Annotated in this window: 9 protein-coding genes; 7 read left to right on the forward strand and 2 right to left on the reverse strand. The window is 71.1% G+C overall.

Translation table 11 applies throughout. The features are described 5' to 3' along the window. Positions 1-54: 54 nt before the first annotated feature. The 6 genes from ureA to ACIRU3_RS21645 all read left to right on the forward strand — a co-directional run bounded on the left by ureA (position 55) and on the right by ACIRU3_RS21645 (position 6527). Positions 55-747, forward strand: a complete 693-nt coding sequence (gene ureA, locus ACIRU3_RS21620; protein ID WP_404058518.1) for an urease subunit gamma — start codon at positions 55-57, stop codon at positions 745-747. Next, positions 747-2471, forward strand: a complete 1725-nt coding sequence (locus ACIRU3_RS21625; protein ID WP_404058520.1) for an urease subunit alpha — start codon at positions 747-749, stop codon at positions 2469-2471. The genes ureA and ACIRU3_RS21625 overlap by 1 nt, the downstream gene beginning before the upstream one ends. Positions 2472-2482: 11 nt before the next feature. Next, positions 2483-3523, forward strand: a complete 1041-nt coding sequence (locus ACIRU3_RS21630) for an agmatine/peptidylarginine deiminase (RefSeq protein WP_404058522.1) — start codon at positions 2483-2485, stop codon at positions 3521-3523. A 16-nt stretch (positions 3524-3539) separates the two neighbouring features. Then, on the forward strand, positions 3540-4151 hold the full coding sequence (locus ACIRU3_RS21635; protein ID WP_404058524.1) for a TetR/AcrR family transcriptional regulator: 612 nt from the start codon (positions 3540-3542) through the stop codon (positions 4149-4151). 299 nt (positions 4152-4450) lie between these two features. Continuing rightward, entirely contained in the window at positions 4451-6061 is a 1611-nt protein-coding gene (cimA, locus tag ACIRU3_RS21640; RefSeq protein WP_404058526.1) for a citramalate synthase, read from the forward strand. A gap of 43 nt (positions 6062-6104) precedes the next feature. Then, positions 6105-6527 (forward strand): VOC family protein, encoded by a 423-nt coding sequence (locus ACIRU3_RS21645; RefSeq protein ID WP_404058528.1) that lies wholly within the window; start codon positions 6105-6107, stop codon positions 6525-6527. Positions 6528-6546: 19 nt separating this feature from the next. Here the strand turns inward: ACIRU3_RS21645 and ACIRU3_RS21650 are convergent, their stop codons facing one another. Both ACIRU3_RS21650 and ACIRU3_RS21655 read right to left on the reverse strand, forming a co-directional pair. After that, positions 6547-7161 (reverse strand): GPP34 family phosphoprotein, encoded by a 615-nt coding sequence (locus tag ACIRU3_RS21650; RefSeq protein WP_404058530.1) that lies wholly within the window; start codon positions 7159-7161, stop codon positions 6547-6549. Between the two features lie 700 nt (positions 7162-7861). Next, complete coding sequence (locus ACIRU3_RS21655) at positions 7862-9730, reverse strand: lectin (protein WP_404058532.1); 1869 nt, start codon at positions 9728-9730, stop codon at positions 7862-7864. 249 nt (positions 9731-9979) lie between these two features. Here ACIRU3_RS21655 and ACIRU3_RS21660 point away from each other — a divergent pair, with 249 nt between their 5' ends. Further along, positions 9980-13036, forward strand: coding sequence for a glycoside hydrolase family 3 protein (locus ACIRU3_RS21660; protein ID WP_404058534.1), 3057 nt, complete (start codon positions 9980-9982; stop codon positions 13034-13036). Positions 13037-13083: the final 47 nt, after the last annotated feature.

Consider the following 13083-nt stretch of genomic DNA (forward strand, 5'->3'; position numbering starts at 1 on the left):
ATAGTGCGTTTAGAGTGATGCTCAAACATAGGGAAGGCAAGGAGGTGCCGCGTCGTGAGACTGACCCCCACGGAACGTGACCGGCTGCTGCTCTTCGGGGCAGCAGAGCTGGCCCGGGCCCGCCGGGCGCGCGGTCTGCGGCTCAATGTGCCGGAGGCCACCGCGCTGATCGCGGACACGGTCTGCGAGGCCGCGCGGGACGGCCGACGGCTCGCGGAGGCCATCGAAGCGGCCCGGTCGGTCCTCGGTCCCGAGGACGTGCTGCCGGGCGTCGCCGACGTCGTCACCGAGGTGCACGTCGAGGCAGTCTTCGACGACGGCTCCCGGCTCGCCGTGGTCTCCGACCCCATCGGCGCCGGCTCGGGCGAGGACGGTCCGGGCGCGCTGCTGCCCGGCCCCGAGCACGCCGAGCCCGAGCCGGCCGTCCGGCTCACGGTCACCAACACCGCGACCGTGCCGGTCTCCGTCACCTCCCACTTCCACTTCTTCGAGGCCAACCCGCGGCTGGACTTCACCCGGGCGGAGGCCTACGGCATGCGGCTCGCCGTACCCGCCGGATCCTCGGTGCGGTTCGGCCCGGGGGAGAGCGAGGAGGTCGGGCTTCTACCGATCGGCGGCGAGCGGATCGCCATCGGCTTCGCCGGTCTGGTCGACGGGGCGCTGGATGCGCCCGGAGCGAAGGAAGAGGCCCTGCGCAGGGCCGCAGCCTGCGGATATCTGGGAGTCACGCCGGAAGGAGGCCAGTGATGAGCCGCTCGAAGGGACGCGAGGTGAGCCGGTCGACGCACATCGACCCGCACGCCTACGCCGCCACCCACGGACCCCGCGCCGGTGACCGTGTGCGCCTTGGTGATTCGGGGCTGGTGATCCGGGTGGAGTCGGACGCCCAGAAGCACGGCGACGAGTTCCTCGCCGGGTTCGGCAAGACCGCCCGCGACGGACTGCACCTCAAGGCCGCCGCCGTCCGCGAGACCTGCGACGTGGTGATCAGCAACGTCGTCGTGATCGACGCGGCGCAGGGCATCCGCAAGGTGTCCATCGGTATCCGCGAGGGCCGGATCTGCGCGATCGGGCGGGCCGGGAACCCGGACACCCTCGACGGGGTGGACGTCGTCGTCGGCACCGGCACATCGATCGTCTCCGGCGAGGGCCTCATCGCCACCGCGGGCGCCGTCGACACCCACGTGCACCTGCTGTCGCCGCGGATCATGGAGGCCTCCCTCGCCTCCGGCGTGACCACGATCATCGGTCAGGAGTTCGGCCCGGTGTGGGGCGTGGGTGTCAATTCGCCGTGGGCACTCAAGCACGCCTTCGGCGCCTTCGATGCCTGGCCGGTCAACATCGGCTTCCTGGGGCGGGGTTCGTCGTCCCACCACGCCCCGCTCGTGGAGGCTCTCGCCGAGGGCGGCGCCTCGGGCTTCAAGGTGCACGAGGACATGGGCGCCCACACCCGCGCCCTGGACACCGCGCTGCGGGTCGCCGAGGAGCACGACGTCCAGGTCGCCCTGCACAGCGACGGGCTGAACGAGTGCCTCTCGGTCGAGGACACCCTGCGCGTCCTCGACGGCCGCACGATCCACGCCTTCCACATCGAGGGCTGCGGCGGCGGACACGTCCCCAACGTGCTCAAGATGGCCGGCGTGCCGAACGTCATCGGCTCCTCCACCAACCCCACCCTGCCCTTCGGGCGGGACGCGGTCGCCGAGCACTACGGCATGATCGTCTCCGTCCACGACCTGAAGACCGACCTGCCCGGCGACGCCGCGATGGCCCGCGACCGCATCCGCGCCGGCACCATGGGCGCCGAGGACGTGCTGCACGACCTGGGCGCGATCGGCATCACCTCCTCCGACGCGCAGGGCATGGGCCGCGCCGGCGAGACGGTCCGCCGCACCTTCGCCATGGCCGGGAAGATGAAGGCCGAACTGGGCCCGATGGCGGGCGACGGCGAGGGCGACGACAACGCCCGTGTCCTGCGCTACATGGCCAAGCTGACCATCAACCCCGCCATCGCGCACGGCCTGTCCCACGAGGTCGGCTCGATCGAGACCGGCAAGATGGCCGACATCGTGCTGTGGCGCCCGGAGTACTTCGGCGCCAAGCCGCAGCTCGTCCTCAAGTCCGGCTTCCCCGCCTACGGCGTGACCGGCGACCCCAACGCCGCCACCGACACCTGCGAACCCCTCGTACTGGGCCCGCAGTTCGGGGCGCACGGCGCCACACCCGCCGAGATCTCCGTCGCCTTCGTCGCCCGGGCAGCCGTCGACCAGGGGGGCGACACGATGCCCACCCGGCGCCGCAGGGTCGCCGTGCGCGGCACCCGGGGCATCGGCCCCGCCGACCTGCGCCTGAACGCGCGCATCGGAGCGGTCGACGTCGACCAGCGCACCGGTCTCGTCACCCTCGACGGCGACCCGCTGCGCTCCGAGCCCGCCGAATCCGTCTCCCTCAACCGCCTCTACTTCCTCTAAGGACCCGCGACATGACCACCCCCGCCGCCGACGGCTTCCGCATGCCTGCCGAGTGGACCCCGCACGAGCGCACCTGGATGGCGTGGCCGGGCCCCAACCCCACCTTCGACGAACCCGAGGACCTGGCCGCCTCCCGCATCGCCTGGGCGTCGGTCGCCCGGGCCGTGCGCCGCTTCGAACCGGTGACCGTCGTGTGCGGCCTTGGCCAGGCCATGGAGGCCCAGGCGCTGCTCGGCCCGGACATCGACACCGTCGAGCGCGACCTCGACGACGCCTGGATGCGGGACATCGGCCCCACCTTCCTGACCAACGGCGAGGGCGAACTGGCGGCCGTGGACTGGACGTTCAACGGCTGGGGCGCCCAGGACTGGGCCCGCTGGGAGCACGACTCGAAGATCGGCGCGTACGTCTCGGACCTCGCGGGCGCGAGGACGTACGCCTCGAAGCTGGTCAACGAGGGCGGCGCGATCCACGTCGACGGCGAGGGCACCGTGCTGCTCACCGAGACGGTCCAGCTCGGCCCCGAGCGCAACCCGCACTGGACCCGCGAACAGGTCGAGGCGGAGATCCACGCCCACCTCGGCACCAGCAAGGCCATCTGGCTGCCGCGCGGCCTCACCGGCGACTACCCGCCCTACGGCTTCGGCACCCTCGGGCACGTCGACATCGTCGCCGCCTTCGCCCGCCCCGGTGTGGTCGTCGCCCACCACCAGCCGGACCCGGCCCACCCCGACCACGAGGTCACCAAGGAGGTCCTCGGCATCCTGAGGTCGGCGACCGACGCCCGCGGCCGCTGCCTGGAAGTGGTCGAGGTGCCCGCCCCGACCGTCCTGGAGGCCGACGGCCACTGGGCCGACTACTCCTACATCAACCACTACCTCTGCAACGGCGGGGTCGTGCTCTGCGGCTTCGACGACCCGCGCGACGAGATCGCCGCCGGGATCTTCCGCCGCCTCTTCCCGGAGCGGACGGTGACCCTGGTGGACGCCCGTACGATCTTCTCCGGTGGTGGTGGCATCCACTGCATCACCCAGCAGCAGCCGAAGGTCTGACACACAGGAGCAGCAGATGGCCGGTGCGGCCCGTGCGCGCAGGAACGCGCCGCCGCGCGAGGAGGTTCTTGTCGCCGCCATGGACATGATCGCCGAGCGCGGCCTGGAGAAACTCACCATGGCGGGGCTCGGCCGCGAGGTCGGGATGAGCAGCGGCCATCTGCTGTACTACTTCCGCTCCAAGGACGAGCTGCTGCTGCAGACCCTGGAGTGGAGCGAGGGAAGGCTGGGCGCCGAGCGCAGCCGCCTGCTCACCCGCCCGGGCTCCGCCCGGGAGCGCCTGGAGGCGTACGTCGACCTGTACGTCCCCGACGGCCACCGCGACCCGCACTGGACGCTCTGGCTGGAGGTCTGGAACCGCTCGCAGAACGCCGATGGCGACGCCCGCGAGCGGCAGGCCGCCATCGAGGGCGCCTGGCACCGCGATCTGGTCGCCCTGATCGCCGAGGGCATCTCGCGCGGCGAGTTCCGCCCGGTCGACGCCGACCGCTTCGCCGCCCGGCTGCGCGCCCTGCTGGACGGCTTCTCCATCCATGTCGCCATCGGTCTGCGCGGCACGGACCGGGACCAAGTGATCGCGCACGTCCGGGAGTTCCTGGGGGAGACACTCCTCACGCCGGACGCCTGACGACCGCATCCTGAGACGGTCGGTGAGCCGGGGACAGCACTGTGCGACACTGCCGTCGTGCTCTCGTTCGCCATGATTATTGGCAGCAGGCGCGCCGGTCCGCAGTGACCACACGTACGACCAGGTACGGGTGGCCACCGTCGTCCTCGACCCGCGCGCAGACCTCTCGCACCCGCGAGGGGTTTTTTCGTTTTCCGGCCCACCTACAGCCGGGAGCGGAGCGCGAGGGACTATTGGGGGGACGGTGGAGCCGGTCATTCCGGTAAGACCGAAGATCCACAATCAGGAGCCTTGAGACCATGACCGAGACGGCAACCAGCGAGCTCGACGACTCGTTCCACGTCTTCGACACCACGCTGCGCGACGGCGCGCAGCGCGAGGGCATCAACCTCACCGTCGCGGACAAGCTCGCCATCGCACGGCACCTGGACGACTTCGGCGTCGGCTTCATCGAGGGCGGCTGGCCCGGCGCGAACCCGCGGGACACCGAGTTCTTCGCCCGGGCCCAGCAGGAGATCGACTTCCGCCACGCCCGGCTGGTCGCCTTCGGCGCCACCCGCCGCGCCGGCGGGAAAGCCGCCGACGACCCGCAGGTCAGGGCGCTCCTGGACTCGGGTGCCCCGGTGATCACCCTGGTCGCGAAGTCGCACGACCGGCACGTGGAGCTGGCCCTGCGCACCACGCTCGACGAGAACCTGGACATGGTCCGGGACACCGTGTCCTACCTGCGTGAGCAGGGCCGCCAGGTGTTCGTGGACTGCGAGCACTTCTTCGACGGCTACCGCGCGAACCCGGAATACGCGAAGGCGGTCGTCCGCACGGCCTCGGAGGCCGGCGCGGACGTCGTCATCCTTTGCGACACCAACGGCGGCATGCTCCCCGCCCAGGTCCAGGCGGTCGTCTCCACGGTCCTCGCCGACACAGGCGCCCGGCTCGGCATCCACGCCCAGGACGACACCGGCTGCGCGGTCGCGAACACCCTGGCCGCGGTGGACGCCGGCGCGACCCACGTGCAGTGCACGGCCAACGGTTACGGCGAGCGCGTCGGCAACGCCAACCTCTTCCCGGTGGTCGCCGCCCTGGAGCTGAAGTACGGCAAGAAGGTGCTGCCTGAAGGCCGCCTGCGCGAGATGACCCGCATCTCCCACGCCATCGCCGAGGTCGTCAACCTCACGCCCTCGACCCACCAGCCGTACGTGGGCGTCTCGGCCTTCGCGCACAAGGCGGGCCTGCACGCCTCCGCCATCAAGGTCGACCCGGACCTCTACCAGCACATCGACCCCGAGCAGGTCGGCAACACCATGCGCATGCTGGTCTCCGACATGGCGGGCCGCGCCTCGGTCGAGCTGAAGGGCAAGGAACTCGGCGTCGACCTGGGCGGCGACCGGGAACTGGTCGGCCGGGTGGTCGAGCGGGTGAAGGAACGCGAGCTCAAGGGCTACACCTACGAGGCCGCCGACGCCTCCTTCGAGCTGCTGCTGCGCGCCGAGGTCGAGGGCAAGCCCCTGAAGTACTTCGAGGTCGAGTCCTGGCGGGCCATCGTCGAGGACCGCCCCGACGGCACCCACGCCAACGAGGCCACGGTCAAACTCTGGGCCAAGAGCGAGCGGATCGTCGCCACCGCGGAGGGCAACGGCCCGGTCAACGCCCTGGACCGGGCGCTGCGCGTGGCCCTGGAGAAGATCTACCCGCAGCTGGCCAAGCTGGACCTGGTGGACTACAAGGTCCGCATCCTGGAGGGCGTGCACGGCACCTCGTCCACCACCCGCGTCCTGATCTCCACCTCCGACGGCTCGGGCGAGTGGTCCACGGTCGGCGTGGCGGAGAACGTCATCGCCGCCTCCTGGCAGGCACTGGAGGACGCCTACACGTACGGCCTGCTGCGGGCGGGCGTCGAGCCGGCGGAGTAGCCGGACGAGCCACTCTGCCCCGGTCACGGGGCAGAGTGGAGGCATGGAAACGAACCGCAGCCCCCTGTCCCGGTCCCGCGTGGCGACACGACTGCCCGCCGGGGACCTGGACCGGGCCAGGCGCTTCTACGCCGAGCAGCTCGGTCTGGAGCCCGTCGACGAGCGTCCCGGCGGGCTGCTGTACCGGTGCGGAAACGTGGACTTCGTGGTGTTCCGGTCCACCGGGACCTCGCCCGGCAGCTTCACCCAGATGGCGTTCGAGGTGGACGACCTCGACGCGGTCGTCAGGGAGCTCAGGCGGCGAGGTGTGGCGTTCGAGGACGTGGACGCCCCCGGATTCCGCACCCGGGACGGCATCGCCGAGATCGAGGGCAACTACCCGAGCAAGGGAGCGCGCGGGGAGCGTGCCGCCTGGTTCCGGGACAGCGAGGGCAACCTGCTGGGTATCGGACAGCCGACGCGGTAGCCGGGGACCGTCAGGACGGTCAGGGGGCACGCCAGACGTTGTCGAAGGCGTCGTCCTCGATGCGCCGGCGCTGCCGTACGGCTTCGAGCTCCGTCAGGGCGTCGCCGACCGCGGCCAGCACGGTCTCCACCCTGTCCTCGCCGGTCGCGGCGTGGGCCGTTCGTTCGGCCGGCGGCGAGTCCTGGATGCCCAGGGCTGCAGCCAGAGCGACGAGGACGGGCTCGTGCGAGGCCCAGCGGTCGCGCGCGTGGCGGCGGGCCGGTGTGTCGGCCGGTGCGGTGCGGTCGCCTCGGCGGGGGAGCCAGTGACGGGATTTTCCGCCGCCCCGTTCTTCCTCCTTCATCGCGTCGGCGTATGCCGCGGCGAGCCCGCGTCCTCTGCGCCACAGCCAGTCCTCGACCGTCTCGTACGGTGCCTGCCTGAGGAGCTGGGCACCCGCCCGGTCCAGCAGACGATCGCCGGTGACGCGCTCGGCGGAGGGTACGAGGCGATCGTCCTCCAGGGTGACGGCCTGGGCGTCGAGGAGGTCGAGGAGCTCGGCTCCGGCCAGGGCGAGCGAGAGGTCCCCCTGGCCGACGGGCCGGCTGGACGGGACATCAAGGGCGACGATCAGCAGATCCTGCGGTGTGGTCATACCACCACGATGTGGTGAGGGGGGCGGATCCGCAGCTCTGCCCTCCGGGGAGATGCGGGTGGGTGGGGGATATGCCGCATTTTGCCCACCCACCCGCCCGTCTCGGTGGGCTGGGTGGTGGCCCTGGTTTCGGGGCTGCGCCCCGTTCTGCCCACCCACCCGCCCGACTCGGTGGGCTGGGTGGTGGCCCTGGTTTCGGGGCTGCGCCCCGTTCTGACCACCCGCCCACCCGACTCGGTGGGCTGGGTGGTGCTCCTCGTCCTCGGGCTCCGCCCCGGACCCCGATCGCCCCATCCGACTCGGTAACCCGAGAGGCGCGTCCACCCCCCACCTACGCCAACCCCACCCCCTCCGGCTCGCCGAGCGACCATCCCGCCCCCTCCGGCCCGCCGAGTGCCCGCCTCGCCCACTCTCTGGCCCGCCGAGTGCCCGCCCAACCCACCCTCCGGCCCGCCGAGCGCCCCCCACGCCCTCCCCCCCGTCTCCCCTCCAGCCCACTCAGCCTCCGCCCCGCCCACCCTCCAGCCCACCGAGTCGGGTGGTGGGTGGGCATAGGTCGGGGGTCCAGGGGGCGGAGCCCCCTGGGGGGTGGCGTGGAGCGGCCGTGCGCCAGGTGGCGGAGGGGGACGGGGCCGGTCGGAGGTGAGGGGCGCGGCGTGGGCCGAGCCCCGCTGCAGCTCCCTTCAGCCCCGCGGCAGCCCTACTGCAACCTCCACTTCTGGTTGGTCGCCCCCGTGCAGGACCAGATCTGCACCCTCGCCCCGTTCGCCGACGAGTTGTCCGTCACGTCCAGGCACCTGTTCGCCGCCGTGTTCACCACATCACCCGTCGCGGCGTTGTACGCCCACCGCTGCGCCCCGGTCCCGTTGCAGTCGTACAGCTGGACCTTCGCCCCGTCCGCAGTGGAACCCGATGTCACGTCCAGGCACTTGCCGAGCGCCTGGACGGACCCATCGGCCTGCACGGTCCACCTCTGCGCAGCGCTCCCGTTGCAGTCGTACAGCTGTACCGCCGTCCCGTTGGCGCTCGAACCGCCCGCCACGTCCAGGCACTTGCCCGCCGGTCCCGCGAAGGCCCCGCTCCGGCCGCCCCCGCCCGACTGGGTGCCGGCCCAGGTGAAGGTCGCCGAGGTCTTTCCGGGCAGTGAGTAGGTGGCGTGCTGCGAGCCCCAGTCGATCGTGACCGTCCGGGCCGAGGCGGAGTCGTTGTACGCGATCAGCGCCTTGCTGCCGTCCGGGTTGCGCCACGCCACGTTCGGTACCGCGGCCGATGCCGTCGAGGCGATCCGCTGGGCGCCCGGGCGGACGAACTTCGTCAGGTGGCCCATGGTGTAGTACTCGACCGTGTAGTCGACCGTCCCGCTCGCGCCGTCCCCGTTGTGCACGGTGATCAGCCCGGTGCAGGTGCCGCAACCCCCGTTGTGCGGGCCCATGTTCTGGTCCACCGCCAGCGACCACTTGGTCACCGACTTGGCCCAGTTGCGCGTGTAGTCGATGATGTTCGCCATGTCCTCGCGCTGCTGATCGGCGATCCAGGTGCCACCGGAGTGCTCGGTGCCGAAGGCGTCCAGCGCGGGGTACTGGTTGTGCACGGATGTCTGCTTGGTGATGTCACCGCCGTAGCCGTGCCAGGCGATCCCGCCGAAGTTCGGGTGGTTGCGGACCGCCGCGTCGTCCACCGTCCCGGCCGCGTAGGAGTCGTAGACGTCCCAGTTCCAGTCGTGCGCGAGCACCTTCGTCGACAGGCCCGCCGCCTGGAGCTCAGGCAGCAGCTCGCTCTTGGTGAAGTAGGCCAGCCCGCTCGCGTTCCAGCTCATCGAGGGATAGCCCGAGCAGCAGGTGGGCTCGTTCTGCGCGGTCACGTACGAGACGTCGATGCCCTGGTCCTTGTAGGCCTGCAGGTACTTCACGAAGTACGAGGCGTATGCCCCGTAGTCCTCCGCCTTCAGCCAGCCTCCGTTGAGCTGACCGCTGTCCTTCATCCAGGCCGGCGCCGTCCACGGCGAGGCCATCACCGTCAGGGACGGGTTGAGCTGGAGCGCCTGCTTCGTCAGCGGGGCGACGTCCGCGAGATCGTGTGCGATCGAGAACTTCGACAGGGAGAGGTCCGTCTGGCCGGCCGGCACGTCGTCGTACGTGTAGCCGTACCGTGCCAGGTCCGAGGCGCCCATCGGGTTGCGCAGGAACGACAGCCCGATCCCGTCCGTCGGCGAGAACAGCTTGCGCATGGTGGCGTCCCGCGTGGCCTGCGACAACGCCCCGCTGCTGTTCATCAGCCAGGCCGCGGTGTCCGTGAAGGACGCACCGCCGCCGGTGAAGGTCTGGTAGCGGGTGTTCTCGTCGACGGTGATGTTCTCGCCGCTGCCCCCGGTCCCGGACTGGAAGGCGAACGGTGTCTGCGCCTGGAGCCCGCGCACGACATGCCGTCCGGCGGAGTCGTCGGTGGTGGTGAGCCAGGCCGTGACCTGCTCGCCGGCCGCGTGCGCGGAGGGCGTGCCGAGGGTCGTGAGCCCGGCGGTGGTCAGCAGGCCGGCGAGGAGCAGCCGTGCCGTGCGCAGGGGTCTTCTCATGGTGCGCCACCCTTCGGGAGGTGGGGGATGGGAGGCGTGCGAGCCGTGAGTACGAGCCGTGAGTAAATGACGGCTCGGGATGTGCGTCAAGGGGGTGCGCATTCAGCTCTCGAACGCACAACGGCCTGGAACCGGCCGCCCGTTGGCTCTGCATCACTTCTGACGTGAAGTCTTGACGATGGCCGGAGGTCTCAGTTAACTCACGGCGTGATCTAAGTCATGAGTGAATCATGAGTCGAGGGAAGGTCCATGCGAAGAACCGCCCTGCTCGTCTCCGCCGCTCTGCTGACGGCACTGCTCCCGCTGACCGCGGCCGCCACCGCCTCCGGAGCCGAGGACCCCGCACCTTCCCCCACTGCCTTGAAGGCGTGGGAGGTACCCCCACCCGTCGACCGCTTCGAGGGCGAGGTGCCCTTCGCCTCCCAGCCCGCCGAGGGCATCTTCACCTGGGGAAGCGACGCCGACGACCCGCCGGCCCTGCAACTGACCGCCCGCTCCGACGCCCCCGAGGGTGCCAAGGTCCTCGCCGGCGGCTACGACATCAGCGGCTACGGCGGCTTCACCCACGACTTCGCCGCCGGAGAGCCCGCCCACGACTGGTCCGCCCACCGCGGCATCCGGTTCTGGTGGGACGGACAGGACAACGGCAAGAAGATCGCCTTCGAGATCAAGGACGGCGGGGCCCACGGCGAGGCCTCGGAGCTCTGGACGACCTCCTTCACCGACGACTTCACCGGCTGGAAACAGATCGAGATCCCCTTCACCGACTTCACCTATCGCACGGACTACCAACCCGTCGGCGGCATCGACCACGTCCTCGGCCTGACGCAGATGTGGGGGTACGCGGTCACGCTCCCGGCCGGCGTCAAGGGCCACTTCGCCCTGGACGGGGTCGAGTTGTACGGCAAGGCCGACCAGTCCCTGCGCGCCTCCGTCACCACCGACGCCTCCGTCTACCCCGTCGGGGAGGGCGGGACCGCCAAGGTCAGGGTCACCGTCGCCACCACCGGCTCGCAGCCCGTCGACGACCCGGTCACCGTCACCTATGCGACCACCACGGACGGCACCGCCGGCCCCGGCAAGGACTACACCCCGGTCTCCGGCACCCTCACCTTCCCGGCCGGCACGGCCTCCGGCACCGCGCAGACCATCGAGGTGCCCACCCTCAAGGACAGGGCGGCCGAGTCCGCCGAGACGATCCCGCTCAAGCTCACGGTGACCGGCGCCAAGGCCCCCGCCGAGACCCCGCAGGTCGTCGTCGACGCGCACGGACTGCCGTACCTGGACGCCGGGCTGCCGGTGCGCAAGCGGGTCGCCGATCTGCTGGGCCGCATGTCGCTCGCGGAAAAGGCCGGCCAGATGACCCAGGCCGAGCGCGGCGCACTGACGAACCAGGGGGACATCGCCGCCTACGCCCTCGGCTCACTGCTCTCGGGCGGCGGCTCGACCCCCACGCCCAACACCCCCGAGGCCTGGGCGAAGATGATCGACGGCTTCCAGCTGCGCGCCCAGGCCACCCGCTTCCAGATCCCGCTGATCTACGGCGTCGACGCGGTCCACGGCCACAACAATCTCGTCGGCGCCACGGTCATGCCGCACAACATCGGCATCGGTGCCACCCGTGACCCCGGGCTCGCCGAGAAGACCGGCGCGGTGACGGCCGCCGAGGTGCGGGCCACCGGCATCCCCTGGGACTTCGCGCCCTGCCTGTGCGTGAGCCGCGACGAACGCTGGGGCCGTTCCTACGAGTCCTTCGGCGAGGACCCGGCGCTGGTCGAGTCCATGGAGACCGTCGTCCAGGGCCTGCAGGGCCGCGCCGACGGCAAGGACCTGAGCCGCGACGACAAGGTCCTGGCCACCGCCAAGCACTTCGTCGGCGACGGCGGCACCGAGTACGGCTCCTCGACCACCGGCACGTACAAGATCGACCAGGGCGTCACCAAGGTCACCCGGCAGCAGCTGGAGGCCGTCCACCTGGCGCCGTTCCGGACCGCTGTGGACCGGGGCATCGGCACGGTCATGCCGTCGTACTCCTCGCTGGATGTGCTCGGCGACGGGCAGGGCCCGGTGAAGATGCACGCCCGGGCCGACATGATCAACGGCGTCCTCAAGGACCGCATGGGTTTCGACGGCTTCGTCATCAGTGACTGGAACGCCATCGACCAGCTTCCCGGCGACTACGCGTCCCACGTCCGTACCTCGGTCAACGCCGGCCTGGACATGATGATGGTCCCGTACACCTACAAGGACTTCACCGGCACGCTCACCGACGAGGTGAAGGCGGGCCGGATCAGCGAGCGGCGGATCGACGACGCCGTCTCCCGCATCCTGACCCAGAAGTTCCGTCTGGGACTGTTCGAGCACCCCTACGCCGACACCAGTGGCGCCGCCGCGATCGGCTCCGCGGCCCACCGGGCGGTGGCCCGCCAGGCCGCAGCCGAGTCCCAGGTGCTGCTGAAGAACACCGGCGGGCTGCTGCCCCTGAAGAAGAGCGAGAAGGTGTACGTCGCCGGGTCCAACGCCGACGACATCGGCAACCAGGCCGGCGGCTGGACCGTCACCTGGCAGGGCTCCTCCGGGAACATCACCCAGGGCACGACCATCGTGCAGGGCATGCGCGAGGCGGGCGGGGACGTCACCTACTCCAAGGACGCCTCCGCACCGACCGGCGGCTACGACGTCGGTGTGGTCGTCGTCGGCGAGACCCCCTACGCCGAGGGCGTCGGTGACATCGGCAACGGCCACTCCCTTCAGCTGTCCGCCGCCGACCGGGCCGCAGTGGACAAGGTGTGCGCGGCGATGAAGTGCGCGGTGCTGATCGTCTCCGGACGCCCGCAGCTGGTCGGCGACCGGCTCGGCACCATCGACGCGCTCGTGGCCTCCTGGCTGCCCGGCACCGAGGGCGAGGGCGTCGCCGACGTCCTCTACGGCAGGCGGCCGTTCACCGGACAGCTCCCGGTCACCTGGCCCAGGTCCGAGTCCCAGCTGCCGATCAACGTCGGCGATTCCTCGTACGACCCCCAGTTCCCCTACGGCTGGGGCCTGACCACCCTCACGCACGTCCCGCAGGGCGGTACGGCGACCTTGCGCGCGCTCGCCCTGGCGGCGACGGCGGCCGAGAGGGCCGGTGCCGACCGGGCCGGACGCGAGCTGGTCGCCAAGGCGCGCCTGATCGTCCAGCAGAAGGCGGGCGAGCGGATCACTCAGGCCGTGGCGAAGCCCTTCGCCGACGCGGACCACCTGCTGCTGGCCGGCAGGTACGGAGAGGCGGTGCAGAAGCTGACGCAGGCCTACCGGGCCGCGTGAGCCCATTCGTCTGACCTGTCCGTCCCCCATTTTGGGAGGCTTCGGGT

This window comes from Streptomyces sp. NPDC101151, assembly GCF_044768335.1.
GTDB lineage: Bacteria > Actinomycetota > Actinomycetes > Streptomycetales > Streptomycetaceae > Streptomyces.

Coding starts and splice junctions, on each gene's coding strand:
- ACIRU3_RS21625 (WP_404058520.1), top strand. CDS start 747: ATGAGCCGCTCGAAGGGACGCGAGGTGAGCCGGTCGACGCACATCGAC.
- ACIRU3_RS21660 (WP_404058534.1), top strand. CDS start 9,980: ATGCGAAGAACCGCCCTGCTCGTCTCCGCCGCTCTGCTGACGGCACTG.
- ACIRU3_RS21655 (WP_404058532.1), bottom strand. CDS start 9,730: ATGAGAAGACCCCTGCGCACGGCACGGCTGCTCCTCGCCGGCCTGCTG.
- cimA (WP_404058526.1), top strand. CDS start 4,451: ATGACCGAGACGGCAACCAGCGAGCTCGACGACTCGTTCCACGTCTTC.
- ACIRU3_RS21635 (WP_404058524.1), top strand. CDS start 3,540: ATGGCCGGTGCGGCCCGTGCGCGCAGGAACGCGCCGCCGCGCGAGGAG.
- ACIRU3_RS21630 (WP_404058522.1), top strand. CDS start 2,483: ATGACCACCCCCGCCGCCGACGGCTTCCGCATGCCTGCCGAGTGGACC.
- ACIRU3_RS21645 (WP_404058528.1), top strand. CDS start 6,105: ATGGAAACGAACCGCAGCCCCCTGTCCCGGTCCCGCGTGGCGACACGA.
- ACIRU3_RS21650 (WP_404058530.1), bottom strand. CDS start 7,161: ATGACCACACCGCAGGATCTGCTGATCGTCGCCCTTGATGTCCCGTCC.